The sequence below is a fragment of the Streptomyces altiplanensis genome (genome assembly GCF_053591575.1).
Genome location: NZ_JBSFUB010000033.1, coordinates 41,224 through 68,104 on the forward strand (window position 1 = coordinate 41,224; position 26,881 = coordinate 68,104).

At 72.6% G+C, this 26,881-nt stretch carries 18 protein-coding genes and 2 pseudogenes; 17 read left to right on the plus strand and 3 right to left on the minus strand.

The window, feature by feature from the left end; genetic code table 11:
• Positions 1-11: 11 nt before the first annotated feature.
• A complete protein-coding gene (locus tag ACWD0Y_RS16960) occupies positions 12-1,034 on the plus strand; it encodes an ABC transporter substrate-binding protein (RefSeq protein ID WP_450261127.1) in 1,023 nt (340 codons plus the stop codon).
• Positions 1,035-1,133: 99 nt separating this feature from the next.
• On the opposite strand, the gene ACWD0Y_RS16965 is transcribed toward ACWD0Y_RS16960, so the two are convergent.
• The gene (locus ACWD0Y_RS16965; RefSeq protein ID WP_450261128.1) at positions 1,134-1,379 is read right to left on the minus strand and encodes a hypothetical protein; all 246 of its coding nucleotides are present in this window, start codon (positions 1,377-1,379) and stop codon (positions 1,134-1,136) included.
• Positions 1,380-1,402: 23 nt separating this feature from the next.
• Here ACWD0Y_RS16965 and ACWD0Y_RS16970 point away from each other — a divergent pair, with 23 nt between their 5' ends.
• The 4 genes from ACWD0Y_RS16970 to ACWD0Y_RS16985 all read left to right on the plus strand — a co-directional run bounded on the left by ACWD0Y_RS16970 (position 1,403) and on the right by ACWD0Y_RS16985 (position 4,715).
• A complete protein-coding gene (locus ACWD0Y_RS16970; protein ID WP_450261129.1) occupies positions 1,403-2,047 on the plus strand; it encodes a hypothetical protein in 645 nt (214 codons plus the stop codon).
• Positions 2,048-2,214: 167 nt separating this feature from the next.
• On the plus strand, positions 2,215-2,706 hold the full coding sequence (locus tag ACWD0Y_RS16975; RefSeq protein WP_450261130.1) for a class I adenylate-forming enzyme family protein: 492 nt from the start codon (positions 2,215-2,217) through the stop codon (positions 2,704-2,706).
• A gap of 105 nt (positions 2,707-2,811) precedes the next feature.
• Entirely contained in the window at positions 2,812-3,891 is a 1,080-nt protein-coding gene (locus ACWD0Y_RS16980) for an acyl-CoA dehydrogenase family protein (RefSeq protein WP_450261148.1), read from the plus strand.
• 122 nt (positions 3,892-4,013) lie between these two features.
• Positions 4,014-4,715 (plus strand): MFS transporter, encoded by a 702-nt coding sequence (locus ACWD0Y_RS16985; RefSeq protein ID WP_450261131.1) that lies wholly within the window; start codon positions 4,014-4,016, stop codon positions 4,713-4,715.
• A 223-nt stretch (positions 4,716-4,938) separates the two neighbouring features.
• Here ACWD0Y_RS16985 and ACWD0Y_RS16990 read toward each other — a convergent pair whose 3' ends face one another.
• Entirely contained in the window at positions 4,939-6,180 is a 1,242-nt protein-coding gene (locus ACWD0Y_RS16990; protein ID WP_450261132.1) for an alpha/beta hydrolase family protein, read from the minus strand.
• A 116-nt stretch (positions 6,181-6,296) separates the two neighbouring features.
• On the opposite strand from ACWD0Y_RS16990, the gene ACWD0Y_RS16995 reads away from it, so the two are divergent.
• From ACWD0Y_RS16995 to ACWD0Y_RS17050, 12 genes and pseudogenes are all read left to right on the plus strand, one after another.
• Positions 6,297-6,941, plus strand: a complete 645-nt coding sequence (locus tag ACWD0Y_RS16995) for a GNAT family N-acetyltransferase (protein ID WP_450261133.1) — start codon at positions 6,297-6,299, stop codon at positions 6,939-6,941.
• Entirely contained in the window at positions 6,938-7,813 is an 876-nt protein-coding gene (locus ACWD0Y_RS17000; protein ID WP_450261134.1) for a PaaX family transcriptional regulator C-terminal domain-containing protein, read from the plus strand. The genes ACWD0Y_RS16995 and ACWD0Y_RS17000 overlap by 4 nt, the downstream gene beginning before the upstream one ends.
• A 467-nt stretch (positions 7,814-8,280) precedes the next feature.
• Positions 8,281-9,834: an ABC transporter substrate-binding protein gene (locus tag ACWD0Y_RS17005; RefSeq protein ID WP_450261135.1), complete on the plus strand. Its 1,554-nt coding sequence runs from the start codon at positions 8,281-8,283 to the stop codon at positions 9,832-9,834.
• Entirely contained in the window at positions 9,834-10,799 is a 966-nt protein-coding gene (locus ACWD0Y_RS17010; RefSeq protein WP_450261136.1) for an ABC transporter permease, read from the plus strand. The genes ACWD0Y_RS17005 and ACWD0Y_RS17010 overlap by 1 nt, the downstream gene beginning before the upstream one ends.
• The gene (locus tag ACWD0Y_RS17015) at positions 10,796-11,605 is read left to right on the plus strand and encodes an ABC transporter permease (protein ID WP_450261137.1); all 810 of its coding nucleotides are present in this window, start codon (positions 10,796-10,798) and stop codon (positions 11,603-11,605) included. The genes ACWD0Y_RS17010 and ACWD0Y_RS17015 overlap by 4 nt, the downstream gene beginning before the upstream one ends.
• Positions 11,602-13,197, plus strand: a complete 1,596-nt coding sequence (locus ACWD0Y_RS17020; protein ID WP_450261138.1) for an ABC transporter ATP-binding protein — start codon at positions 11,602-11,604, stop codon at positions 13,195-13,197. Before ACWD0Y_RS17015 ends, ACWD0Y_RS17020 begins: the two co-directional genes overlap by 4 nt.
• A gap of 76 nt (positions 13,198-13,273) precedes the next feature.
• Positions 13,274-14,557, plus strand: coding sequence for a cytochrome P450 family protein (locus ACWD0Y_RS17025; RefSeq protein ID WP_450261139.1), 1,284 nt, complete (start codon positions 13,274-13,276; stop codon positions 14,555-14,557).
• Complete coding sequence (locus tag ACWD0Y_RS17030; RefSeq protein ID WP_450261140.1) at positions 14,557-15,735, plus strand: class I SAM-dependent methyltransferase; 1,179 nt, start codon at positions 14,557-14,559, stop codon at positions 15,733-15,735. The genes ACWD0Y_RS17025 and ACWD0Y_RS17030 overlap by 1 nt, the downstream gene beginning before the upstream one ends.
• Positions 15,736-15,767: 32 nt before the next feature.
• On the plus strand, positions 15,768-16,637 hold the full coding sequence (locus ACWD0Y_RS17035) for a hypothetical protein (protein WP_450261141.1): 870 nt from the start codon (positions 15,768-15,770) through the stop codon (positions 16,635-16,637).
• 47 nt (positions 16,638-16,684) lie between these two features.
• The gene (locus ACWD0Y_RS17040) at positions 16,685-17,503 is read left to right on the plus strand and encodes a DUF6039 family protein (RefSeq protein WP_450261142.1); all 819 of its coding nucleotides are present in this window, start codon (positions 16,685-16,687) and stop codon (positions 17,501-17,503) included.
• 27 nt (positions 17,504-17,530) lie between these two features.
• The gene (gene fabD / locus ACWD0Y_RS17045; protein ID WP_450261143.1) at positions 17,531-19,888 is read left to right on the plus strand and encodes an ACP S-malonyltransferase; all 2,358 of its coding nucleotides are present in this window, start codon (positions 17,531-17,533) and stop codon (positions 19,886-19,888) included.
• A 49-nt stretch (positions 19,889-19,937) separates the two neighbouring features.
• Positions 19,938-26,585 (plus strand): annotated as a pseudogene (locus ACWD0Y_RS17050) (amino acid adenylation domain-containing protein); the annotation flags it as partial.
• A 213-nt stretch (positions 26,586-26,798) separates the two neighbouring features.
• Here ACWD0Y_RS17050 and ACWD0Y_RS17055 read toward each other — a convergent pair.
• Positions 26,799-26,881 (minus strand): annotated as a pseudogene (locus ACWD0Y_RS17055) (dihydroxy-acid dehydratase domain-containing protein); the annotation flags it as partial.

The window sequence follows — 26,881 nt, forward strand, 5'->3', positions numbered from 1 at the left end:
CCACTGTCCCCATGCCGAACCCCGTACGCCCCGCCGCACTCGTATTCGCCGCCGCACTGTTCCTCACCGGCTGCGGCGCGCAGGTCACCTCTCAGGACGCAGAGAACAAGGGTGCCGGGGCAGGCGGCGGCCACTATCCGGTGACCGTCGAGAACTGCGGTCAGAAGAAGAGCTACGACAAGGCCCCGGAGCGTGTGGTCACCAATGACGTCGGTATCACCGAAATCATGTTCGCGCTCGGGCTCGAGGGCCACATGGCGGGCTATGTGATGCCCGACGACAAGGGCGATCTCACGTCCGTTCCCTGGAAGGACGGTTACGAGAAGACCGAGTGGCTCTCGAAGAAGACGATCAACAAGGAGCTGGTCCTCGACGCCCGCGCCGATCTGGTCTTCGCGGGCTGGAACTACGGCTTCAACGAGGGGGAGGGCTTCAGCCCCGCCGAGCTGGAGAAGGTGGGCGTCGACTCGTACCTGCTGAGCGAGTCGTGCCGCAACGGGCGGGGGAAGGCGCGCGGTGTGATGCCGCCGCTCGAAGCCCTCTACACCGATCTGCGGAACCTGGGGAAGATCTTCGACATCGAGGACCGTGCCGAGGCCCTCGTCGCGGACTTCGAGAAGCAGGTGGCCGCGGCGCAGGCGAAGGCGCTGAAGGGCAGCGACCGCCCGCGCGTCTTCCTCTACGACGACGGGCGGGACAAGCCGCTGACCTCGGGGCTGTACGCCGGGCCGCACGACATCATCACCAGGGCGGGCGGCGATCACGTGATGAAGGACCTCAAGGACAGCTGGGCGACGGTGGGCTGGGAGACCGTGGTCGAGCGTGACCCCGAGGTGATCGTGATCAACGATTACGGAGACACCACCGCGGACCAGAAGCGGAAGTTCCTGAAGTCCTACCCGCCGCTGGCCGGCGTCTCGGCCGTCAGGAACGACCGGATCGTCGTCCTCGATTACGCGGAGCTGGTGGAAAGCCCGCGCAATCCGGCGGCCATCGCCTCACTCGCCGCGGACCTGAGGAAGCTTTCCTCGTGACCTGAGTGGCTTCGGCCGCCGGCCCCGTCCCTTCACCGAGGACAGGGACCCGTTGACGGAGCCGGCGCGACCGGTCCGCGGCTTCCTCATCGGCGAAGGCTACGGTCGGAGTCCGGCGGTTCCGGCTTCGCCCGTGCACTCGGCCGGGATCGCGTAGTCCGTGACCCAGCCGGTCTCCTCGGCCCTGGCCAGGTCCTCCAGTACGTCGGCCACGACCTTGTCGCAGTCCGGGGGCGGACCCGACGGCGGGGCGGCCGTGCCCGGGGACATCACCCACATCACCGCCATCACACCGAGGCAGAACACGGTGATGGCCACGGCCCACAGGCCGGCGGTGCGATACAACCTCTTCCCCTTACGGTGGGCGAATGTCTGAACGAAATGACGAGGCCGAGCGGGTCACCGCCGCGTGGCGGCAACTGACCGGCTGGCTGCGGGTGCACGCCCCCCTTTCGTACGCCTCCCTGCTGCCGCCTGCCGCGGAAGAAGATATCCACGCCGCCGAGGCCCGGCTGATGCGGTACCTCGGATACGGCCTGCCGGCGGAACTGACGGCTCTGTGGCGGCTGTGCGGCGGCGTGGAGCACCAGTACATCGAGGAGAACGAGGACGAGGGCGAGGTCGGCTCCGGGAGGTTCCTGCCGGACGGGGTGCTGCTCACCCCGGCCGAGGCGGTGCGCCCGCGGCTTTCCGGAAGCGACCGGCGCGACTACTGGGACGGGGCCCAGGTGGTGCCGTGGCTCACGGGGGACGAGGCCGGGCCCGAGTACGGCCAGTACGTGTCCGCGGCCGGTGTCGGCCACTGGTCGACGATGACCGGGCCGGAGGTGTCCGAGCCGCGCCACCCGTCGGCAGCCGCCTATTTGGAGGCCGTCCACCGCACCCTGACCGTGGGGCCGGCCGACCTGATGGGTCCCGATGTTCCCGGCATCGTGTGGGGCTGCCTGGTGTGGGAGGACCCGGAGCATCCGGGCCTGGACGACGCTCTCGGGCACTGGACGCCCCTCCACTGAACGGAGTTTTCGTCCGGCCGTACTGCCCGGTTTTCCCGTTGTGCCCCGGCGTACCGGGCGTGGCCCGCGGAACTCTCGTGATGCCATGGGCGGCGCACCGCACACACGCCCGGCGCGGGCGGGACGGGTGAAGCCGTCCCCGGCGGAGCGGGGAGTCGGCCTGGGGCATGGAAGGTCGTCGAACGCCGCTGACGGACCGTGACCCGGGGCGTGCTGACCAGGACCAGTGCGGCGCCGGGGAGCGCTGCGGCGCCCGGCGGGCCGTACCCGAGGGCGCGGGGGCACCGCCGCCGGCAGCCGACGGCTACGTCTTCATCGTCGACCGCAAGAAGGACATGATCGTCTCCGGCGGGTTCAACATCTACGCCGTCGAGGTCGAGTCCGTCCTGCACCAGCACCCGGACGTGTACGAGGCGGCCGTGGTCGGCGTCCCCGACGAGCAGTGGGGCGAGGCCGTCAAGGCGGTCGTCGTCCCGCGCGACGGCGCCACCCTCACCGAGGCCGGCCTCATCGGTTTCTGCGCCGAGCGCCTGGCCCGCATGAAGAAACCCCGCTCGGTCGACTTCACCGCCGCGCTGCCCCACAACCCCAACGGCAAGATCGACCGCCGCGCCATCCGCGACCGCTACTGGGCGGGCGCCGAGCGCCGCGTCAACTGAACAGGACCTTCGGCATGCCTTTCACCCTCGAACTCCTCCTACGACGACAACCCCCGCCTCCAGGAGCTCGTCGTCCGCCTGCGCGCCTATCTGCGCGACGAACTCATCCCCTACGAGCGCGAGCACGGCATCACCGCCGAGGCCAAGCTCGAACGCCCCACCCTCGAACACGTCTGGAAGCGCAGCCGCGAACTCGGCTTCTACGGCATCAGCCTGCCGCCCGAACTCGGCGGCCAGGGCCTGAGCTTCTACGAACTGTGCGCCCTGAAGGAGGAGCTGACGGCCTCCGGAGCCGTGCTCTCCCACTCCGTCCTCGGTGACATGGGCGGCCCGCTGCGTGTCGGAGCCGTGATGAAGTACGCCACGCCGCACCAGCTGGAGCAGTACCTCATGCCCGTCATCCGGGGCGAGCGGGCCTGCTGTTTCTCCATCACAGAGGAGGGCGCGGGCTCCGACGTGCGCCGGATGACGACCACCGCCACCCCGGACGGGGACACCTGCGTCCTGAGCGGCAAGAAGGTGTTCAGCTCCGCCGCCCCCTTCGCGGACTTCGCGATCGTCGTGGCCCGCATGGCCGGCACGGAGGAGGCGTACAGCGCCTTCCTCGTCGACCTGGACACCCCCGGCTGCACGGTCCTCGACGGCGAAGTCCCCATGTCGGGGCAGCAGATGGAGGGCGACCTGGTCTTCGACGAATGCCGGATCCCCGCCACCGGCCTGCTCGGCGAGGTCGGCCAGGGCCTGCGCATCGGCATCGGCCGCATCACCCTCAACCGCCTGCTGCACTGCCCGTCCCTGATCGGCGCCGCCCGCCGCGCCTGGGACCTGTCGGTGCGGTACGCCATGGACCGCGTCGTCTTCGGACAGCCGCTCCTCGCCCACCAGGCCGTCCACCACAAGATCGCCGAGATGGCCACGGAGATCTACGCCGCCCGCGCGACGGTGATGACCACCGCCGCGAAGGCCGACCGGGGCGACAACATCTCCGTCGAGGCCAACATGTGCAAGCTCTTCACCTCGGAGGCGTGCTTCCGCGTCGCCGACCAGGCCGTCCAGATCCACGGCAAGGCCGGGCTGACCCGCGGCAACGAGGTCGAACAGATCTTCCGCAGCCTGCGGATGTTCCGGATCGTCACCGGAACCACCGAGATCCACAAGAACGCCATCGCCAAGAGCCTGATCTGACCGACCCCTTGGCGCCCAGGGCGGTACCGCAGGTCCCTCGCGCCGCCGAGCGGGCCCGCGGCCACGGGGTGACCGCCCGCCCGTACGACCCCCTGCTCCACCCGCATCCGCAGGAATCGCCCATGGTGTCCCGCACCGCCGCGCAGCCTCAGCACCTCGCTGCCCCCGCACCCGACGGCCGTAGAGCCTGGCTGATCACAGCCATGATCGTGACCTTCATGGTCATCAACTTCGCCGACAAGTCGGTCCTCGGCCTGGCCGCCGTACCGATCATGGAGGAACTCGACCTCAGCAACAGCACCTACGGCCTGATCTCCAGCCGCGTTCTGCTCTTCGGCATGACGCTGCTGTGGGCCGTGGCCCAGCTGCCGGTCCTGGCCGTGGCCTCGGTGTCCACCCTGCTCGCCGACCGCATCCTGCTCGGCGCCGCCGAGGGGCCGGCGGCCTCGATGTCCATGCACGCCCTGTACAAGTGGTTCCCGCCCGAGCGCCGCGGCCTGCCCTCGGCCCTCCAGATCGGCGGGGCGGCTCTGGGCACGCTCGTCGCGGCACCCGTGGTCACCTGGCTCATCGGGGGATTCGGCTGGCGCTCGGCCTACGCCGTCCTCGCCGCCGTCAGCGCTGTGTGGGCGCTGGTGTGGTGGCGGACGGGCCACGACGGGCCCTACGACCACACACGCGCCGGCGCCACGGGCGGCGGCGGCCCGCGACTGCCGTACCGCAGGATCCTGCTGTCCGGCACCGTGCTGGGCAGTATGGGCGCCGCGTTCGGCGCCCAGTGGGCGCTGTCCCTCAGCCATGCCTGGCTGCCCGGGGCCAGCTGATCCGGTGGGGAAGGGCACTGGTCCGACGGCATCATGCCTGGTCGGAACCGGGCCGTCGGCAATCGGGCGGCCGGGGACGCGGGCAGGCCGCCCGCGGCCGGAGAACGGTGCAGGTTCTGCGCGCCGGTCGGGAACGCGCGACCGCATCAGCGCTCACGCCCCTGCCGGACGCCGCCACGGCGGGCCTCCCGGACCACCCGCAGCAGGCGCTGCCGCCCGTGGGTCACACGCTCGCCGACGAGGTGTCGGGTGCGCCGCGCCGACGAGGGGGCGCGTCACCCTTGCCGAGCCCCGTCGGGAACGCTCCGGGAGAGTTCGGAGCGGGACGGTACGCGCGCTGATGTCCTGGTGGCGCCGGCCGTCCCGGACGGGCCCCGGTGGTCTCTTCCGGCCGGGGGGACGTCCCCGCGGGCGCGGGGCCGGCGCCCGGATCCTTGAGGAACCGCCGCTGGCCGTCCAGGAATCCGTCCGCGAAGAGCGAGCGGGGGGCGAGGAGCGCGGTGAGTGCGAGCCTGAGGTCCGACCGCTCGACGGACTCCTTGAGCAGTGAATGGGTCGCGTCGGGGTAGCGCGCGACCGTCAACGCACCACCCGCGTCCAGGACCTCGCGGTAGACGCGCTCCGTGTCGGCGGTGTCCACGTTGCGGTCGTGGCCTGCGAGGGCCAGCAGCACCGGTACGCCGCGCAGGGCGCGGAGGTCCCGCGTGGCGTCCGCGGTGTAGTTCTTGGAGATGAAGTTCCAGCGGCCGGCGGTCATGCCGTTCGCGTCGCCGCCCATCGCCCCGACGTACCCCTCGAAGGTCGCGCGGCGTTCCAGCAGCCGGCGGACGGTGTCGCTTCTGGTGATCTCGGCGTTGGTGCGGGCTGCCGACGCGCCGTCGGCGCGCAGTTCGGCGAGCAGGTTGTAGCGGCCCTGCCGGAGCCAGTTGATCGCGGGCGAGACGGCGATGACGAAGCTGACGGGCGTCCTGGCGGCGACCTTCGGGAGGACCCAGCCCGCCTGGCTGGCACCCCAGAGCCCGATCCGGTCGCCGTCGATGTCCGGGCGGGCGCGCGCCCAGGCGATGGCGGCGGCCACCTCGTCGGCCCGGTCGTCCATGGACTGGTCGAGCCAGTCGCCGGGCGCGCCCGCGACGCCGGGCTTGTCCCAGGACAGGGAGGCGTACCCGGCCTTGGCGTTCGCTTCCCACATGGGCTTGTAACCGTCGTCGTGGGTGGCGCCGACGGGGCCGTCGCCGTGGACGTACACGACCAGACCGTGATGCCTGCGGCCGTCCTCGGGGGTGGCCAGTACGCCGTTGAGGGTGTGCCCGCCGTGGCGGATCGAGACCCGCTGCTCGTCCATGCCGTAGGAGTGCTGCCACAGCACCACACCGACGAGACCGGCGGTCACGAACAGGACCGTGGCGAGTGACCACGCGGCGATGCGGAGCCCGCGCCGCCGGGGCTGGATCTTCGGACACATGGGATCTGACCGCCTCTGTTCGGGTTCACACAGCACTGAAACTATCACCGTGGGAACGATCGTTGATGAGATGATAGCTTTGAGGCCGAGGTCGCGGAGAGACAAGGGGGCACGGCATGGGACTGGACATGACGGACGCCGGCACGGGGGCGGTGAGAGTCCGGCGGGGTGTTCCGGCCGGAGCCGAGCGGCGGGCGGCCGAGCTGTACTGGGACGCTTTCGGCCGCAAACTCGGCCCTGCCCTGAACCCGCCGGACAAGGCGGTGTCCTTCCTCGCCGCCCACCTGAACGCCGATCGGGCGGTGTGCGCGCTCCTCGACGGGCAGCTCGTCGGCCTCGCCGGCTACCAACTCGGCGGCCGGGCCCTCACCGGGGGATCGGCCTCCGCCGTCCTGCGTGCGTACGGACACCTGCGAGGACTGCACCGGCTCCTGCTCCTCGCCCTGTTCGAACGCCGCCCGGCCCCCGGACAGCTCGTCATGGACGGCATCGCCGTGGACCCGGGCATGCGCGGCCGCGGCGTCGGGAGCCTGCTCATCGAGGAGGTGGCCGCCGTCGCGGCGGAAGAGGGCTGCCGGGAGATCAGACTGGATGTGATCGACACCAACCCGCGCGCCAGGGCCCTGTACGGGCGGCGCGGCTTCACGGCCGTGCGGACCGAGCAGACGCCCTACCTGCGTGAGCTGCTGGGGTTCGGTGCGGTGACCACCATGCGACGTCCTGTCGCGGCGAACGGACCGGGAGGACCGCGCACACCATGACCGACCACATCGAGATCCCCACCCGCATGCTCGTCCACGCGCTGGTCCGCGAGGACGGCACCGTCGACGCGGACGAGCTGTACACCGTCGCCAACACCCTGGGCATGAGCGACCAGCAGGTGCGGCTGTGCGTCAAACGCCTCGTGGCCGAAGGCCGGTTCACCCACGAGGGCCGGGGCCGCAAGGCACGGCTGCACGCGACCGCGGACACCACGCGTGCCCTCGCGCCCAACGCGGACTTCCTCCGGCACGCGTTCCAGCAGGACGCCGGACTCGCGCCCTGGGACGGTGTCTGGCACCTGGCCGCCTTCGCGGTGCCCGAATCGGCGCGCACGACCCGGGACTCCCTGCGCGAGACGCTCGTCCACCTCGGCGGCGCCCCGCTCCAGGGCGGACTGTACGTCTGCGCCAACACCTGGGAGCCGTACGTCGAAGAAGCGGCCCGCCGCCTCGGCGCCCACGGCGCGCTCACCCTCCTCACCACGACGGACCTGCGCAGGGGCGACACCCGGGAGCCTGCCGAACTCGCCCGCGGGCTGTGGCCCTTGCAGGAGATCGCCGACCGCTACGATCGCCTCGGCCGCCTCGCCCAGCCCCGTCTCGCCCGGCTCACCGACCCTGCCGGACTCTCCCCGTCCGCGCTCCTCACCATCGCGGTGGAGCTGGCCGCCGAGCTCACCCGCGCCATGGAGCCCGACCCGCTGCTGCCGCCCGAGCTCCTGCCCCGGCCCTGGCCCGGCACCCGGGCCCGGGAGACCGTCGCCCGGTGCTGGGCGGCCCTGCACGAACGAGAACGCGGCGAAGCCCGCCCGGTCCTCTTCCGCCTCTACGCCGACATCACCCGAGCAGCGGCGGACCGGGCGGCGCGCTGAAGAAGTAACGGACGGCGCGGGCAAGTTCGCCGGGCACAGGTACCGCGAGCGCACCCGTCCTCCCGGGCGGATTGCTGCGCGGGAACCCGCCCGGCCCCTCCCGGGCCGCCGGCCGCCTCGAAGCCGCCCGGGCCGGCGGCCCTGCGCATCGCTCCACGGCTCTCGCCGCCGTCTGCCCGGAAAAGACCGGACCCGCCCCGCACGTCACGAGTCCGCCGGGTCACCGGAGCTTCCGCGACGGCCTCGAACCCGACCGGGAGGCCGTCGCGGCCGGGGTGGTGACGCGACGGCCCCACCCAAGATCACCTCGCCCCCGCAGTGAACCCGTCGGCACCCGTGATACCTCACCCGCGTGTTCGGAAGGCGCGCATATTTGCGCAGACGGCGGTGGCGGAAAAGGAGAGAGTTCAACGGTCCCATTCCACCAGCCGGTCCGCCATCGGTGCACATCGAGGGAAGAAACAGATATGACGCAAGTCGCTGGCCTGACCTTTCGCAGCTCGCTCAAGGCGACAGCGCTCCTCGCCGTCGCCACGAGTGTGATGGGCCTCTCGGCCTGTTCCACGCCGTCGTCGGACTCGGACAGTGACAAGGCCGGCAACAAGCCGGCGGCCGAGGTGCTCCGGGTGGCCGCCGCCGACGCCACCGACACCACGGGCCTCGACCCCCGCTCGGTGAGCGCCGGCGCCAGCTCCATCGTCGCCGCGCACGTCTTCGACTCGCTGGTGGTGCTGGAGGACGGCGAGTACAGGATGCAGCTCGCCGAGGCGCTGGAGCCCAGTGCCGACGCGAGCCGCTGGACCATCAAGCTCCGCAAGGGGGCGCTCTTCCACGACGGGAAGCCCGTGCGCGCCGCCGACGTCGCCTACAGCATGCGCACCCTGGCCGCCCCGCCGAGCAACCGCGCATCGGTCTACGCCGACGTCGACACCGCCAAGATCAAGGTGGTCGACGACCAGACCCTCGAAGTACCGATGAAGCGTGCCCGCGCCGACTTCAAGGAGTCGGTGCTCGCCGTGTTCTCCGTCGTCTTCCCCGACGGCACGAAGGACTTCAGCAAGCCCGTCGGCTCCGGCCCCTACCGGTACGAGAAGAGCGACGCCCGGATCGTCCGGCTCACGGCCAACACCAAGTACTGGGACGGCGCGCCGTCGATTCCCGTGCTGGAGATCAACCGCATCGCCAGCCCCGCCGCCCGCCTCGCCGCCCTCAAGGACGGTCAGATCGACTACGCGGTGGGTGTCAGCGCCACCGGCGCGCAGACGGAGAAGAAGAACCCCGCGGTGAAGATCCAGCGCGGTGGCATCGCCAACTCCAACGCCCTGTCGTTCGCCATGAACCAGAAGCTCAAGCCGTTCGACGACCCGCGGGTCCGCAAGGCCGTCCGGCTGGCCGCCGACCGGCCCGCCCTGGTCTCGCACGCCCTGCTGGGCTTCGGTGCCCCCGGTGAGGACGTCGTCGGCAAGGACCTGCCCGGCTACGCCAAGGGCGTCACCGAGCGCAAGCGCGACGTCGAACAGGCCCGCGAACTCTTCCGCGAGGCCGGCGTCGACAAGCTGACCCTGAGGGCCGCCGACGTGGTCCCCGGGATGCTCTCCGCCGCCAAGCTGTTCGCGCAGCAGCTGGAGGAGACCGGGGTGAAACTCACCGTGCAGGAGGTCCCCGTCGACACCTACTACGCGGACCTCAAGGGCCTGGGCACCCACCCCTTCCAGGCCTTCTACTACGTCAACCGCCCGGCCGCCCTGCACCTGGCCGCGACCACCAACCAGCAGGCCGTCTTCAACGTGACCGGCGCCGGCCCCGACCACTGGCGCAAGCTCGCCGCCGCACAGCTCGTCGTCGACGAGGCCGGCCGTGAGAAGGCGTTCGACGACTTGCAGAAGAACTTCTACGACGGCGGCGGTGACCTGGTGTGGGGCTTCCAGGAGCAGCTGGACGCCTCCCGCCCCGGCGTCGAGGGAGTGCGGCTGAGCCAGTCCACGCAGCTGTTCGGCGACGCGAAGGCGACCATGAACTGATGTCCCCGCGAAGGCTGTTCTCCGCCGTGGCGCGCCGCTGCGCCGCCACTTTGCTGACGCTGCTCGTCGTGTCGATGGCGCTGTTCGCCGGCGCCTCGGTGGTGCCCGGCGACGCTGCCGCAGGCTGGCTCGGCGGCAACGCCACGGAGGAGGAGATCGCGGCTCTTCGCCATGAATGGGGCCTGGACCGCCCGCTGGCCGTCCGGTACGCCGACTGGATCACCTCGGTACTGCGGGGCGACCTCGGCACCAGCCTGACCTCCCAGAGGCCGGTGACCGAGATCGTGGCCGAACCGCTGTGGGCCACGACCCTGCTGGTGGTGATCGCGGGCACCGGGACGGTGGTGCTGGCACTCGTGCTGGGGCTCGCCACGGGCCTGCGCCCCGGCGGCAGGCTGGACCGGACGCTGTCGGGGGCGAGCCTGGTGATCGTCGCGATCCCCAGCTTCGTCACGGCGAGCCTCCTCGTCCTGCTGTTCCCCGGCACGCTGGGGCTGCTGCCCGCGGTGTCCCACCCACCGCTCGGCGGCACACCGCTCGACCGGCCGGAGATCCTGGTGCTGCCCGTCGCCTCGATCGTGCTGTTCGCCGGGGCGTGGGCGGGGCGAGTCGTCCGGGCGACGGTCGTCGACGCCAACGGCGCGCCGAACGCCCGCGCGGCGCGGCTCGCCGGGCTGCCGGAGCACCAGGTGGTGTGGCGGCACGTGCTGCCGATGACGGTGCCCGCCAACGCCCAGATGTTCGGCTGGCTGATCAGCAGCCTGTTCGGAGGCACCGCCGTCATCGAGGTGATCTTCGACTACCCGGGGCTGTCGCGGGTCCTGCTGTCGGCCGTGCACAACCACGACATGGCCGTGCTCGAAGGCGTCGGACTGCTGCTGGCCGCGATCATCATCGTGTCGTTCATCGTCGCCGACCTGGCCGGTCTGCTGGCCAACCCGAAAGCACGGACGGGGACTTCATGACCAAGGACCTGCGCAGGGCCGCGCGGACCCTGCTCCGGATCGGCGTCGCGCTGCCCGCCGTCGTCGTGATCGCCCTCGCGATCGCGGGCCCCTGGCTGGTGGGCACCGACCCCGACCGTATCGTCGCGGCGCCGTACGCGGGGGCGGGCGACGGGCTGCTGTTCGGCGCCGACTCGGCGGGACGTGACGTCTGGGCCCGGGTGCTCACCGGCGGCCGGGCGCTCCTCCTGGTGCCCGTGCTGGCGGTGCTCGTCACCACCGTGCTCGGCACCGCCGTCGGCATGGTGGCCGGCTATCTCGGCGGGGTCGTCGACGCGGTGGTCTCCCGCCTGGACGGGGCGATCCTCGCCCTGCCGCCGATCCTGGTGCTGCTGGTCCTGCTGCACGGCTGGGGCTACTCCGCCGCGGTGCTGGTCCTGGTGGTCGTGATCACCGGGGCGTCGTTCGTCTCCCGTATCGCCCGTGCCGCGACCGTGCAGGTGATGCGGCAGGGATACGTCGAACACGCCGTCGGGCTGGGGGAGAGCGTGCCGTCCGTCCTCGCCCGCGAGATCCTGCCGAACATCGTGCGCCCCATCCTCGCCGACGCCGGGACCCGGCTGGCCATTGCCGTAGCCCTCACCTCCGCCGCCGGCTTCCTCGGCTTCGGCGCGGACGAACCCAACTGGGGTGCCATGATCAGCGAGAACATCGAGGGCGTCACCCTCACCCCGTGGGCCGTGGTGGTCCCGGCCGTCTGCCTCGGCACCCTCGCGGTCGCCGCCAACCTCGGCATGGACCGGCTCGCCGCGAGGATGGACCGGTGATCCGCGTCGAGGACCTCTCCGTCGTTGACGGAGCCGGCCGGGCGGTGCTCGACGGGGTGTCGCTGGACATCGGCCCCGGGCAACGTGTCGCCGTCGTGGGCGAGTCCGGGTCCGGCAAGACGACGCTGGCGCTCAGCCTCCTGGGACAGGTCAATCCGGGGCTGCGCGTCGCCGGAGGCCGGGTCGTCGTCGGCGGTGAGAACGTCCTCGGCCTGCCCGCCAAGGCGCTGCGGTCGTACCGCCGCAGGACCGTGGCGTATCTGCCGCAGGACCCGGCGTCCGCCCTGACCCCCACGCTGCGGGTGCGCGGACAACTGGCCGAACTCGCCGACGACCGCAGCGACGAGGCGCTGCTGCGCCGGCTGACCGACGTGGGACTGCCCGCCGACCCGAAGCTGCTCGGACGCTATCCGCACCAGCTCTCCGGCGGCCAGCAGCAGCGCCTCGCCCTGGCCCGGATATCCGCGGGGGACCCCTCCGTCCTCGTCGTCGACGAACCGACCACCGGCCTGGACGCCGTCGCCCGCAACCGGGTGCTGGGGCAGGTGGGCGAACTGGTGGCCCGGCGCGGGGCGTCCCTGCTCTTCGTCACCCACGACCTGCCCGCGGCCGGGCTGGTCGCCGACCGGCTGGTCGTCCTGCGCGGCGGGGCCGTCATGGAGGAGGGGCCGCTCACCGGGGTGATGGCGGAGCCGGCCGCGCCGTACACCCGCGAACTGATCCGCGCCGTACCCGTCATCGGCGACATGCGCGGCCGGCCGCAGGACACGGCGGCCCCCTCCACCGCGGCGGAGGAAACCCCGCCGGCCCTGCTGCGGGTCGAAGGGCTGAGCGCCGCGTACCGGCAGGGCGGCCGCAGCCGCACCGTCGTCGAGGGGGTGTCCTTCAGCCTCGGGGCGGGGGAGTGCCTGGCCCTGCTCGGGGTGTCGGGCAGCGGGAAGACCACCCTCGCCCGCTGCGTCAGCGGCTTCCACCGGCCCTCCGCCGGAACGATCACCCTCGACGGGCAGCCCCTGCCCGCGGCGATCGGGGAACGCGGCACCGAGCAGCGCAGACGGATCCAGGTCGTCCCGCAGCACTCGGTCGGCTCGCTCAATCCCCGCCGCTCCGTGGGCGCCGCCCTCACCCGTCCGCTGCGGCGCCTGCGCGGCATGAGCCGGGCCGGGGCGGCCGCGGAGAGCGCGCGGCTGCTGGCCCTGGTGGGACTGGAACAGCGCATCGCGGACCGGTACCCCGCGCAACTGTCCGGGGGCCAGTGCCAGCGCGTCGCCATCGCCCGTGCGCTCGCCGCCGATCCGGACGTGCTGATCTGCGACGAGATGACCTCCAGCCTGGACACGCGGGTCCAGGCGGCGGTCCTGGACCTCGTCAACCGGCTGCGCCTCGAACTGCGGCTCGCCGTCATCGTCATCACCCACGACCTGGGGGTGCTGGCCAGGACCGCCGACCGGGTACTGGCGCTGCACGAGGGCGTCGTCTGCGAGGAGGGCCCGGTGGCGAAGGTGCTCGGGGCGCCCGAGCACGCGTGGACGCGGTCCCTCGTGGAGGCGTCGCGCACCACCGTCGCGGAGACCCTCAGACCTTCTCGCTGATGCTCAATCCGGGACAGATCGGCCGGGGCGCCGACGGGACGATGGCAGCAGTCAGCCAGCGACCCAAGGAGCGCCCATGGAACAGCCGTCCCCGGCCGTCACCCCCGACGAGCGGCCCGTGCGGGTACTGTCCACCGGATCGGAGGCCGATCCGTACGCGCTGTACGGCGAGATGCGCGACGAGGGGATCGTGCACCTCGTACGGGAACCGAACGGCCTCCACCGGTGGCTCGTCCTCGGCTACGCCGAAGCCCGCGAGATCTTCGCCGACGCCCGCTTCTCCAAGGACCCCACCCGGGCCTGGGAACAGCTGAGGGACGCCGGATACGTCACCGGTGAACCGGGCGACCGGGCCGACTACCTCTACCACGTCGCGAACACCGACCCGCCGGACCACACCCGGCTGCGCAAGCTGATCGGCAAGGCCTTCACCATGCGGCGCGTCGAGGCGATGCGGCCCCGGATCCGCGAAGTGGCCGCCGGACTCCTGGACGCGATGGAGCCGCTCGGCACCGTCGACCTGGTGGAGTCCTACTCGCATCCGCTGGCCACCGTCGTCATGTGCGAGATCCTCGGCATACCGGACATCGACCGGGCGAGTTTCCGCACCTGGGCCACCGCGATCCTCACCGCCCCCGAGGGCGCGGCGGACGGCGCGATGACGAAGGCCGAGGGATACGCCGCGATGCGGGATTTCTTCACCGACCTGATCCAGCGGAAGCGGGCCGCGGCCGGCACCGGCGACGACCGCTCCGACGTCCTCACCGCCCTGATCCACGCGACCGACGACGGGGACCGGCTCTCCGAGACGGAGCTGATCTCGACGGTCATGCTGCTGATGAGCGCGGGCCAGGAACCCACCGTCAACCTGATCAACAACGGTGTACTGGCGTTGACGGCGCACCCCGGGCAACTGGCGCTCCTGAGGGAGAAGCCCGGACTCGCCGAGAGCGCCGTCGAGGAGTTCCTGCGGTACGACCCGCCGGTCCAGCTGTCCACCACCCGGGTGGCCGTCGAGGACGTCGAGGTCGCCGGGACGGTCGTGCCCGCCGGCAGCATCGTCGCCCTGTCCATCGCGGCAGCCGGACGCGACAAGGAGCAGTTCGCCGGTCCCGACCTGCTCGACATCACCAGAGCCGACAACCCGCACCTGGCCTTCGGGCACGGCATCCACCACTGCGTCGGCGCGCCGCTGGCCCGGGTGGAGGGCGAGATCGGCATCGGAATGCTCATCGAACGCTTCCCCCGGATCGGCCTCGCCTGCCCGCGCGAGGACCTGCGCTGGCGGCCCACCCGCATCATGCGCGGACTGGTCGAACTCCCCGTCACCCTGGACACGCGCGCAGAGGCGGCGAGCTGATGGGCACCGACAGCGAAGCCCGCATCGTCGGGCAGTGGGCCGCGATCTACGACGCGGTCTACGAGAGCGCCGAGGATTCGTCCGGCGCCGACTTCGCCGGCTGGCGCAGCAGCATCACCGGCGAGAACTACTCCCCGGCCGAGACCGCCGAATGGCTGGACGGCACGGTGGACGAGATCCTGAGCCTCGGCCCGGACAGCGTCCTCGAGATCGGAGCCGGCACCGGCCTGGTCGTCGCGGGGCTCCTGCCGCACGTCGGGCGGTATGTCGGTACGGACATCTCGGCGACCGCGGTCGCCCGCATGACCAGGGACCAAGGGCACCACCCGGGCACCGAGTTCCGCGTCGGGGACGCCGACGCCCCCGACCTGCCCGACGGGTTCGACGTCGTGGTCCTCAACTCGGTGATCCACCACTTCCCGGGGCCCGGTTACCTGCGCCGCGCCCTGGAACGCGCCGTGAAGGCCTGCGCCGCCGGCGGCACCGTCTTCGTCGGCGACGTGCACAGCCTCCCGCTGCGCGAGGCCCTGCGCCTGTGCGTACTCGCCGGCAGGTCCCCCGGGGAGACGACCGCGGGCCGGGTCCGTGAACTGCTGGCCGAACAGGCCGCACAGGAGCGGGAACTCGTCATAGCACCGGCGTTCTTCCCCGCCTTCGCCGCCGAGCACGGTCTGGTGGCCGACATGCGGCTCAAACCCGGGGTGTGCGCCACGGAGATGAACCTCTTCCGCTACGACGTACGCCTGCGGCCCGCCGGAACACCCCTGATCGCCCCAGGATCCCACCCCACGGTGCCATGGGGCGGGCGGACGGCGGCCCGGCTCGTGGCCGATGCGGCGGGGAAGGGCGGGGCGGTCACCGTCACCGGCGTCCTCCATCCCGATCTCGCCCCGCCGGTCACCGCCCTGGGCGAGCTGCGCGGCCTCGACGCCGTCGCGCGTGTGGACGTCGGCGCGCTGCTGGACGACGCGCACGCGGCGGGAGAGGGCGGCGTCCGCCCCGGCGAACTGCGCGCGCTCGCCGCCGCGAACGGACTGGCCTGCTACTGCCTGCCGGCGGCGCGGGAGTCGGCCCGGTACGACGCCGTGCTGGCCCCCGAGGGGTCCGCTTCCGGGCCGGCGGCCGAGGCGGCCCCCCTCTCCGGCCGAGAACTGACCAACGTCCCCCGTCTCCAGTGACACCGCACGTACACCCGAGGAGTGACAACAGCATGGCACCCCAGGAAGAAACCGCCGCTCCGGCACCCGCAGCGCACAACGTGCTGAAGAACGTCGACGGAGCCGATATCGTCCTGGCGGCCGATTTCGGCACAGCGGGCCGCCCCTCCGCGACGTTCACGGAACTCGTCGCCCAGCTTTCCTCTCCCTTCACCTTCTGGGAGACGATGCCGCCCCCGCACGGGGAAGAGGCCGGAATGAGCGCCGCCCAGCACGTCGAACGCTGGATACGAGACGTGGAGAAAAGCGGCCGTACGGTCCGCGCGGTCATCGGATTCTGCAGCGGAAGCGTCTACGCCGCCGCGCTGGTCGAGGAATTGTCACGCCGGCAGGAAAAGCCGGGGCTCATTCTCATCGACCCCGACCTCGCCGAGCGCCACATGGTCATCGGACACTATGAGCGTTTCATGACGGCCCGCCTCTCGTCGGTGCTGCCGGCGCACGAGGTCGAAGCCGCCGTACGGGCCGGCCACGACGCCGACGAGTCGGCCGCCACCGCGCTCGAACTCGCCGCCGAGCTGGGCAAACTCTGCCTGCGCATCCTGCCCGACGCCTGCGAGCGCGGCGGCATGACCGGCGAACGCAGCCAGGAACTGGCCGAGATCTTCACCAGCTACCTGCACTGGCTCGCAGCGGGCAGCGAACTCGACGCCCGGCGGGTGTGGCGCGAGGCGACGGCCGTCAACTCGCGGTCGGAGGGTTTCGGGCTCGACGCCTTCCCCGAGGAGGAACGCGCCGGCCTCGTCGCCCGGGTCGTCGATTTCGACCTCCCGCACCTGGAACTCATGCGCACCCCCGAGGTGGCTGCACTCGTCGACGAGCTGCTCCAAACTGAGCAGCCCGCCGGGGGGTCTCTGTCCTAGCGTTCCAGAAAAGCGGACAAGGACGAACGGAAGGAATCCGGCTGCTGATGAGTACCTCGAACGCATCACCCGCAGAGAATGAAGAACGACGCGCCCAGATCGTGCCACCCGCCGCTCACCAGACGGAAATCGACGCGACCGGTCTGCTGCATTCCCAGAATGCCGGCGTGGTGGTCCAGAAGGTCGGCCAGCTCAAGTCGGAATTCCGCAACGAGGGCCGGATGTTCGCCCGCGAGGTGGCGAAACACGTCAACGCCCAGCAGGTGGGCAAGGCCACTGCCCTCGTCTACGAGGAGAGCTTCGGCTACGAGGACCGGATCCACTTCCTCATCCACCTGAAGTCCCTGGACACCTACTACGACATGGTCGAGATGGGCGACCGGGACCGGGCGTTCCGCGAGTCCATCGCCAAGGAACGCGTCCAGGCGGAAGGGGACGGCTCCGCCGGCGCGTGGGACCGGCTGTTCGTGGACGGCAGCATCCGCTCGAACGTCCTCCTGCCCTGGGCGGACCGCGCCGAGGAGCCGCTGAACTCCGCCAACGCCGGTATCGTGCTCCTGCGTTCGGCCAGGATCGGCCACGGATTCCTCGCCGAGGGCCGAGAGGCCGCCACGGAGATCGCCCGGACCGTGAACAAGCGGTTCGCCGGTGAGGCGTCCGCGGCCCTCTTCGACGAGGCGTTCGGGGACGCCGACCGCGTGCACTGGCTGCTGCACCTGAAGGACCTCACCGTCTACGGCCGGCTGCGCGAGGCGCTCACCGCCGAGGCCCGGCCCGGCACGTTCGTCGACGGCACGCTGACCGAGACCGCCCTCACGCCCCACCACTGGGGCCTGTACGCCACACGGCAGCAGCAGTCCCGTTAGACCCCCCGGACCAGCGGAGGTGGCACGATGACCGTGGTGTGGGCGTTCCCCGGCCAAGGGGCGCAGCGGGTGGGCATGGGGGCCGAGGTCCTCGACCGCTACCCCGATCTGGTCGGGCAGGCCGACCGGATCCTCGGGTACCCGATCCGGGAGGTGTGCCTGCACGGTGCCGCGCCCGGACTGAAGGACACCCGGTCGGTGCAGCCGGCGCTGTTCGTGGTCAACGCGCTCAGCTGGCTCGCCCTGCGGGAGGAGCGTCCGGCCCCCGACTATCTCGCGGGCCACAGTCTGGGCGAGTACGTCGCGCTGTTCGCCGCCGGGTGCTTCGACTTCGCCACGGGGGTCCGGCTCGTGCGGCGGCGCGGTGAACTGATGGGCCGCGCCGAGGGCGGGGGCATGCTCGCCGTCCTCGGCGCCGACCCCGACCGGCTCGCCGGCCTGCTGCTCGACGCGGGCATCGACGACGTCGACCCGGCCAACCGGAACTCGGCGAGCCAGGTGGTGCTCGCCGGGCCGCGCGACTCGCTGGACCGGGCGGCCCGGGCGGTACGGGACGCCCGGCTGGGACGGTGTGTCCCGCTCCAGGTCAGCGCACCCTTCCACTCCCGCTACATGGCCGCGGCGGCTGCCGAGTACGACTCCTTCCTCGCGACGGAGGACCTCGCCGACCCGCGGATCCCGGTCATCGCCAATGTCACCGCGCGGCCCTATCCACCGGGTCGTGTCCGGGAACTGCTGGCCCGTCAGGTGTCGTCGCCGGTGCGGTGGTGGGAGAGCATGAGCCACCTCGTCGAGGCGGGTGTGGGCGAGTTCACCGAGGTGGGTCCCGGCCGGGTCCTGACCGACCTGTGGACGGCGATCGTCAAGCACCCCGCCCCGCGCGCCGCGGCCACGGCTCCGTCGGCGGCTGTGCCCGTGTCCGTGCCGGTGCCGGGCCCTGCGCCCGTGTCCGGCGGTCCCGGGGCGGCCGCCCCACCCGCACCCGTATTCGCACCCACGCCCGCATCCGCACCCGCGACCGTGCAGGCCGGGCGGCTCGGGTCCGCGGAGTTCCGGGCCGACTACCGCCTGCGGCACGCGTACGTGGCCGGCTCGATGTACAAGGGCATCGCCTCCACCGACCTCGTGGTCCGTATGGGCCGCGCCGGGCTCATGGGTTTCTTCGGCTCCGGTGGCCTGACCACCGGCGAGATCGACGCCGCGATCCGGGACATCGGCGACCGGCTGGGGCCGGACGGGGTTTTCGGCGTCAACCTGCTGGCCACGCCCGACGCCCCGGCCGCGGAGCGCGAACTCGTCGAACTGCTCCTCAAACACGACGTCCGCCATGCCGAGGCCGCCGCGTTCACCGGGGTCACCGCGCCCGTCGTGCGCTTCCGCTTCGCCGGAGCGCACCGGGCGCCCGACGGCACCCCCACCGCCGTACGACATGTGCTGGCCAAGGTCTCGCGGCCCGAGGTCGCGACCGCGTTCATGAGCCCGCCGCCCCGCCGGCTGCTGGACTCGCTCGTCGCCGAGGGCGGCCTGAGCGCCGCCGAGGCCGAGATCGCGGCCGGGCTGCCGGTGGCCGGGGACATCTGCGTGGAGGCCGACTCGGGCGGCCACACCGACGCGGGCAGCCCCTACGCGCTCATGCCGGCCATGCTCCGGCTGCGGGACCGGATCATGGCGGAGCACCGCTATCCCCGCTCCGTGCGGGTGGGAGCGGCCGGAGGGCTCGGCGCGCCGGAGGCGGTCGCCGCGGCCTTCGTGCTCGGCGCCGACTTCGTGGTCACCGGTTCGGTCAACCAGTGCTCCCCGGAGGCCGGCACCTCCGACGCCGTCAAGGACCTGCTGGCGACCCTCGACGTGCAGGACACCGCCTACGCGCCGGCCGGTGACATGTTCGAACTCGGCGCGCGCGTCCAAGTGGTGCGCAAGGGAACCCTGTTCGCCGCGCGGGCCAACAAACTGCACCAGCTGTACCGCCGGTTCGAGAGCCTCGAAGAGATCGACGAGCCGACCCGCAGGACCCTCGAGGACCGCTACTTCCACCGCTCGTTCGACGACATCTGGGCCGAGACCCGCGGCTATCTGGGCCGTCTGCGCCCCGACGACCTGGCCCGGGCGGAGCGCAGCCCCAAGGCCAGGATGGCCCAGGTCTTCCGCTGGTACTTCGTGCACTCCACCCGGGCGGCCCTGGAGGGCGTGCGGGAGGAACAGGTCAATTACCAGATCCACTGCGGGCCGGCCCTGGGCGCCTTCAACCGCCTGGTCGCCGGCACCCCGCTGGAGGCGTGGCGCGACCGCCATGTCGACACCATCGCAGAGCTGCTGATGACCGGCGCCGCCGAACTGCTCGACGGTTCCCTGCGCGCCTGGTCCCTTGCCACTCCGGGAGACTGACGTGAGGGAAGACGAACTGGCCGAACGGCTGCTGCGCGTCCTCGCGGAGGTGATCCCCGGCCAGGACACCGGCGCGGACCCGGCCCGGCCCCCCGCGCCGGCCCTCGGACCGGACCTCGCGCTGCGCGGGCTGGGCCTGGAGTCCCTGGCACTGACCCGCCTGTGGTTCCGGCTCCGCCAGGAGTTCGGGGTGGACATACCGGTCTCCTGGCTGCGTACCTGCGAAACCCCCGCGGAGCTGCAGGAAAGAATCACGGAAGAGGCCGCCGTGGCCGGCCCGCCCGAGCCCGGCCGCGCCACCGCCGAAGCCGGCCCGCCCGCGGCGGCCGCGGCGGACGGCGGAGCCGGTGACCGGTACGCGCCGTTCCCCCTGACCGACCTCCAGCAGGCGTACCTCGTCGCCAAGGACCCGCAGCTCGGCGACGACACGATCGGCTGCCACGTCTACCGCGAGTTCGAGGTGGCCGGCCTCGACGTGGCGGCGCTCCAGGACGCCTGGCACCGGGTCGTACGGCACCACGACATGCTGCGAGCGGTCATCACCCCGGACGGCCGCCAGCGCGTCCAGGAGCCGGAGAGCGTCGAGCAGGCCCCGCTCGCCGTGGGCGGCATCGCCGCGGCCCCCGAGGTCCGCACACGCCTCTCGCACCGCCGGTACGCGCCCGGAGACTGGCCCATGCACACGGTGGAGGTCTCGCACGATCCGGGCGGGCGGTCCCTCGTCCACCTCAGCATCGACGTCCTGCTCACCGACGGCCACGGCCTCGGTGTCATCCTCGACGACTGGTGGCGCTGCTACCGGGACCCGGCCCACGAACCGGCCGCCCCGGCCCTGACCGTACGGGACTGTGTGCTGGACCTCGCCGCCCAGCAGCGCACCCCCGCCCACCGCGCGCACCTCGACCACTGGACCGAGCGGCTCGCGGGACTGCCGGACGGCCCGCCGGTGACCGGTGACCCGGTCCGCGGGCCGGTCGTACGCACCGCGCTCGACGGACGCGTCGGCCGTGCGCAGTGGCAGGCGATCGGGCGGCTGGCCGCCGACTGGGAGGTGTCACCGACCGCGCTGGTCCTCACCGTGTTCGCCGAGTCCTTCGGCCGGCAGCGCCACGCCGGACCGCTGTCGCTGGTGCTCACCACCAACCACCGCTCCCGGCTGCCCGCCGAGGCGGAGGACCTGGTCGGCCCCTTCACCTCCAGTCTCGTGCTGCCCCTGCCGAACACCCTCGACAATCCGCTGCGCGAAGCCGCGCGGGACGTCCACGGAAGGCTCTGGGAAGGACTGGACCACGCCGCCGTCTCCGGCGTCCGCGCCCTGCGCGCCCTGCGGGCCGAGGACCGTACGGCGCCGGTGCCGAGCCTGCCCGTCGTGTTCACGAGCCTGCTCGGAACCGGCCGGCCCGGCGCCGACGGCTTCGCCGGCGACGTCGCCTTCGCCATGAGCCAGACGTCCGGTGTCGCCCTCGACCACCAGATGTGGGAGCGGGACGGTGAACTCCGCATCCGCTGGGACGTCGTGACCGGACGCTTCGCCCCCGGTGAGGCGGACGACCTGTTCGCGGGCTTCCTCAACTCGCTGCACGCGCTGAGCGACCGGCCCGCCGGGCACCGTGCGATGAACGAACTGCAACAGGCCTACTTCGTCCCCCGGGCCATCACCCCGCCGGGGGAGTGGGACGGCTGCCAGGTCTACCACTCCTTCGACGTCGACGGCCTCGACCCGCAGCGTCTCGCCACGGCCTGGCAGCGCCTGATCGCCGCGTACGACGTCCTGCGGACCGTCGTCACCCACGACGGCCGGCTCGCCGTCTCCCCTCATGTGCCGGACCACGTCGCCGTCCCCGTCCAGGACCTCACCGGTGCCGACGACGCCGAGGAACGTCTGGCCGCCCTGCGGCAGCGCATGGCCGGCCGGGCGTTCCCGCTGGGCAGGGGCCCGCACTGGGACCTGAAGGTCACCCTCCGCTCCGGCCGCGCCACCGTCCACCTCACGACCGACCTGACCGTGCTCGACGGGCGCAGCATCCACTTCCTCGTACGCGAACTCTTCCGCCTCTACGCCGAGCCCGACGCCGTGCCCGTCACGCCCGCCCCCCGTACCGAGTACGAGGCCGCGCAGAAGGAACTCCGCGGCACCCCCCGGCAACAGGAGCAGCTCGGCCACTGGCGCCGGCGGGTCGCGGCGCTGCACCCCGGGCCCGCCGTGGAGCCCGCGGGCCGTGACCGTGCCCGCCGCCGCCTCGAAGGCACGGTCACCGGCTGGCGCGCCGTACGCAGGCGGGCGGAGGAAGCGGGCCTGAGCCCCGACGACCTGCTCGCGGCCGCCTGCGCCGAGGCACTCGCCGAGCACTACCCGGCCCCCTTCAGCCTGCCCGTGGTGCGCTGGACCGAGCAGTCGGCGCGCTACCGGCCCGGTGAGTTCACGGCGCTCAGCTGGGTGACCCGCGAGGACCGCGAGCTCGGACTGTGGGAGCAGGCGGCCGCGTTCCGCCAGGTCCTGAACGGGGACCTCGGCGCCGACGACGTGAGCGGCCTGGGCGAACTGCGCCGCCGCGTGATGCGGGAACGGCGTGACGGCTCCTTCGAACTGCCGGTCGTCTACACCGGTCTGCTGGACCTCTCCGCACAGCAGCTCCCGGACGGCGTGCGCCTGGGACCGTGGCTGACCTGCACGCCGGACGTCGCCCTGGACTGCATCGCGATCGACGAGGGCGACATGCTGCGGTTCTACTGGGACGCCACCGCCTCCCGGTTCCCCGAAGGGCGCCTGGAGGCCATGTTCGCCCGCTACCGCCGGACCCTGGAGAGCCTGACCGCGCACCCCGCCCACGGCCACGGGACCGACATCCCGTTCCCCGCCGACCGCCGGGCCCACACCCTGTTCGAGGAGCAGGCGGCGGCGCGCCCCGACGCGATCGCCGTACGCTGGGCCGGCGGCACCATGACGTACGGCGAGCTGAACCGCTGGGCCAACCGGATCGCCTGGTCCCTGCGGGAGCGGGGCGTGGGTCCGGGCATCCCGGTGGGCATCAGCGTGCGCCGCGGCCCCGCGATGGCCGCCGCCGTCCACGGGGTGCTCAAGGCCGGCGGGTTCTACGTCCCGCTCGAACCGTCCCTGCCCCGGGCCCGCGCGGCGGCGATCATCGACGAGGCGCGGCTCGAGACCGTGCTCGGCGACGAGCGCGGCGGCGTCCCGGTACCGGACGGCGTCACCCTGCTCCCCGTCGGGGCTCCCGGCCGGCCCGAGCACGACCCGGAGCCGGCAGGCTCCGTCGACGACCTCGCCTACGTCATCTACACCTCCGGCAGCACCGGCGCGCCCAAGGGTGTCGAGGTCTCCCACCGGCCGCTGCTCAACCTGCTGAACTGGTGCCGGCGCACCCACGGGTTCGGTCCCGAGGACGTCGGGCTGTGCGTGACCTCGCTCGGCTTCGACCTCTCCGTCTTCGACATCCTGGGCCTGCTCGGACACGGCGCCTCGCTCTACATCGCCGACGAGGCCGAACAGCACGACCCGCATCTGCTGCTCGACGTACTGCTGCGCGAACCGGTCACCTTCTGGAACTCGGCCCCCACCACGCTGGGGCAGCTGGCCCCGCTGTTCCCCGGCCGGAAGGGGGAGCCCGGCACGGAGACCCTGCGGCTGGTCTACCTCAGCGGCGACTACACGCCGCTGCCGCTGCCCGACGAGGTGCGCGCCCTGTTCCCCGGGGCCCGGATCGTCAGCCTCGGCGGAGCGACCGAGGCGACGGTGTGGTCGAACTGGTTCGAGATCGGCGAAGTCGACCCGTCCTGGCGGAGCATCCCTTACGGACGGCCCATCGACAACGCCCGCTACTACATCCTCGACGAGGACCTGCGGCCGTGCCCGGCGGGCGTGGAGGGCGACCTGTTCATCGGGGGCGACTGCCTGAGCCTCGGCTACCACCGGCGGCCCGAACTCACCGCGGAACGGTTCGTCGACGACCCGTTCCACGAACGCGACGGCGCCCGCATGTACCGCACCGGTGACCGGGCGAGCTTCTTCCCCGACGGGGTGATCGCGTTCCACGGGCGCGCGGACGACCAGGTCAAGATCCGCGGCTTCCGCGTCGAACTCGCCGAGGTGGAGCACGGGTTGCGCAGTCACCCGGGCGTCAGGGACGCCGTCGTGCTGGCCCGCCCCGACCGTACCGGGGACCGCAAACTGGTCGCCTACCTGGTCCCGTCCGACACGGGCCCGGCACCGGCCGTCGGCGCGCTGCGGCGGCACGCCGCGAAGACGCTGCCCGACTACATGGTCCCCAACGTGGTGGCGTTCGTGGACACCTTCCCCGCCACCTCCAACGGCAAGCTGGACCGCGACGCGCTGCCGTGGCCGGTGGAACCGGGCACCTTCCACACCATGGCTCCCGCCCCGGGGCAGGAAAGCGGCGCGGCGAAACCGGAAGCGGCGGGAACGCCGGACCACGAGCCCGCCGCCGGCACCGGGCCCGGCGGGCCGGACGCGGCGCAGCTCACCGGCGAACTCGCCGAGATCTTCGCCGGTCTGCTGGACATGTCCGCCATCGACACCACGGCCGACATCTGGGACCAGGGCGCGACCTCGTTCACGATGGTCCAGGTCTCGGGCGTCCTCCAGGAGCGGTACGGGTGGCGCGTGCCGGTCTCCGCGCTGCTCACGGACCCCACCGTGGCCGGAATGGCCGAGGCGGTGGCGCGAGCGGCCGGCTCCGGCTCTGCCGTACCCGCTTCCGAGACAGGCTCCGGCTCCGCGACCGGGTCCGGTCCGGCGCCGCTGTCTGCTCCGGCGACCGGTGCCGCTCCCGCGCCGGTGGTGCACGAGGCCCCTTCCGTACCGGCCATGAGCGGTGACGCCGGGGCGCGGCATCCGGGGACCGGGGCCGAGGGGCCCGGCGAGGTGGACTTCTTCTCCGCCGAGGAGCGCACCGCCTTCAAACAGGCCCGGTGGGACCTCAGACGTCCCGCGGCCGGCAGCCCGGTGATCGGCCTGGCCGCGGCGGACGTGGCCGAGCAGCACTTCCTCCGGAGGCGGAGCCGACGGGAGTTCGGCGGCGGACCCGTGCCGCACGAGGACTTCGGGCGGATGCTCGGCCTGCTGTGCGAGCGGCGGGCATCCGGCCGCACCCGGCGCCTGTACCCCTCCGCCGGGGACACCTACTCGGTCCAGGTCTACGTCCACGTACGGCCCGGCGGTGTGGAAGGCATCCCCGCCGGCCTGTACTACCACCATCCTGTCGAGCACGCGCTGCACCTCGTCGACCCGTCGCCGCGACTGGACCGGTCGGCGCACTTCGTCTACAACCGGCCGGTGTTCGACGGCGCGGCCTTCGAGCTCTACCTCTTCGGCACGGCCGACGCCGTCGAGCCGCTGTACGGGGCCGACTCGGAGCGCTTCCAGCTGCTGGAGGCCGGATACCTCGGCCAGCTCCTGCTGACGGCCCAGACGCAGACCGGTGTGGGCCTGTGCCCGATCGGCACACTCGCACTGGACGCCGTGCGCGAGCGTCTGGGGCTGGGCGAGCGCCATCGCTTCCTGCAGGCGTTCCTCGGCGGGCCGCTCACCGGCGACCGGGCCGGTGCGGACTCCGACGGCCCGCTCGCGCTCTTCACGGGGACCCCGGCCGAGAACACCGTGACCGGCCCGGGGGCCGTCCACGCCCGCACCGACGGGGACGGTGACCGGGGGGTCGTGGTCGTCGGCGCGGCGGGACGCTTCCCCGGCGCGGACGATCTCGGTGCCTACTGGCACAACCTCAGCCGTGGCGTACGTTCGCTCACCGCCGTTCCCGAGGGACGCAGGGCGCAGTTCACCGACGCCGCGCCCGCCGGCGGCTACCTCGCCGACATCGACACCTTCGACAGCCTCCTCTTCCGGGTCGCCCCGGCGGAGGCGGCCGCGCTGGATCCGCAACTGCGGCTGCTCCTGCACACCGTCTGGGAGTGTCTCGACGACGCGGGACACACACCGGCGTCTCTGGTCCGGGGCGGCCGGGTGGGCGTCTTCCTGGGCGCCATGTGGCAGGACTACCAGCACGTCGGTGCCGACCGTGCCAGGGCCGGCGAACCGGCGGCCATCTCCGCCACCGCGTCGGAGTCGGCGAACAGGCTCTCCCACTTCCTCGGCTTCGAGGGGCCGAGCCTGGCCGTCGACACGTCCTGCTCCTCGTCGCTGACCGCCTTCCACCTGGCGGTGGAGAGCCTGCGCCGCGGCGAGTGCGAGTCGGCGGTGGTCGCGGCGGCCAACCTGTTCACCCACCCCTACCATGTGCGCCTGCTGGCCGACCTCGGCCTGCTGGCCGACCGGCTGCCCACCGGGGCCTTCGACGACAGCACGCCCGGCTGGTCGCCCGGCGAGGGCGTCGCCGCCGTCCTGCTGCGCACCGCGCCCGCCGCCGACCGCGACGGGGACACACCCGTGGCGGTGGTCGAGGCCACCCGCTCCGGCCACCTGGGCGGGGCGGGCCGGTTCGCCACCCCGCAGGCGGCCGCGCTGGAGCGGTCCGTGCGGGACACCCTCGCCGCCGCCGGCGTCGCGCCCGCCGACGTGGACTACGTGGAGTGCGCGGCTGCCGGCGCCCTGCTCGCCGACGCGGCGGAGATCGAGGCCCTGGGAGAGGTCTTCGACGATCCCTCACGCCCGGTGCCCGTGGGCACCGTCAAGCCGAACATCGGGCATCTGGAGGCGGCCGCGGGTCTGTCCCAACTCGTCAAGGTGCTGCTGCAGTTCCGCCACGGCCAGACGGCACCCACCCTGTTCGGCGGGACGGCCGGAGCCGACTGGCCCAAGGGACTGTGCCGCTCGGACCACCTCGCCTTCTGGCCGGGCGGGGAACCCGCGCGTGCGCTGGTCAACGCGGTGGGCGCGACCGGATCGTACGGCCATGCCCTGCTGCGTGCCGCGGTGCCGCCGCACGGCGGCCAGCAGGTGCAGGATCGTGTTGGTGGAGCCGCCCATGGCGATGTCGAGCGCCATGGCGTTCTCGAAGGCCT

Bases quoted from the DNA above. Each gene is read 5' to 3' on its own strand.
- fabD (WP_450261143.1), top strand. From the start codon at position 17,531: ATGACCGTGGTGTGGGCGTTCCCCGGCCAAGGGGCGCAGCGGGTGGGC.
- ACWD0Y_RS17040 (WP_450261142.1), top strand. From the start codon at position 16,685: ATGAGTACCTCGAACGCATCACCCGCAGAGAATGAAGAACGACGCGCC.
- ACWD0Y_RS16970 (WP_450261129.1), top strand. From the start codon at position 1,403: ATGTCTGAACGAAATGACGAGGCCGAGCGGGTCACCGCCGCGTGGCGG.
- ACWD0Y_RS17000 (WP_450261134.1), top strand. From the start codon at position 6,938: ATGACCGACCACATCGAGATCCCCACCCGCATGCTCGTCCACGCGCTG.
- ACWD0Y_RS17025 (WP_450261139.1), top strand. From the start codon at position 13,274: ATGGAACAGCCGTCCCCGGCCGTCACCCCCGACGAGCGGCCCGTGCGG.
- ACWD0Y_RS16985 (WP_450261131.1), top strand. From the start codon at position 4,014: ATGGTGTCCCGCACCGCCGCGCAGCCTCAGCACCTCGCTGCCCCCGCA.
- ACWD0Y_RS16990 (WP_450261132.1), bottom strand. From the start codon at position 6,180: ATGTGTCCGAAGATCCAGCCCCGGCGGCGCGGGCTCCGCATCGCCGCG.
- ACWD0Y_RS17015 (WP_450261137.1), top strand. From the start codon at position 10,796: ATGACCAAGGACCTGCGCAGGGCCGCGCGGACCCTGCTCCGGATCGGC.
- ACWD0Y_RS17035 (WP_450261141.1), top strand. From the start codon at position 15,768: ATGGCACCCCAGGAAGAAACCGCCGCTCCGGCACCCGCAGCGCACAAC.
- ACWD0Y_RS17005 (WP_450261135.1), top strand. From the start codon at position 8,281: ATGACGCAAGTCGCTGGCCTGACCTTTCGCAGCTCGCTCAAGGCGACA.
- ACWD0Y_RS17030 (WP_450261140.1), top strand. From the start codon at position 14,557: ATGGGCACCGACAGCGAAGCCCGCATCGTCGGGCAGTGGGCCGCGATC.
- ACWD0Y_RS17010 (WP_450261136.1), top strand. From the start codon at position 9,834: ATGTCCCCGCGAAGGCTGTTCTCCGCCGTGGCGCGCCGCTGCGCCGCC.
- ACWD0Y_RS16995 (WP_450261133.1), top strand. From the start codon at position 6,297: ATGGGACTGGACATGACGGACGCCGGCACGGGGGCGGTGAGAGTCCGG.
- ACWD0Y_RS16975 (WP_450261130.1), top strand. From the start codon at position 2,215: ATGGAAGGTCGTCGAACGCCGCTGACGGACCGTGACCCGGGGCGTGCT.
- ACWD0Y_RS16960 (WP_450261127.1), top strand. From the start codon at position 12: ATGCCGAACCCCGTACGCCCCGCCGCACTCGTATTCGCCGCCGCACTG.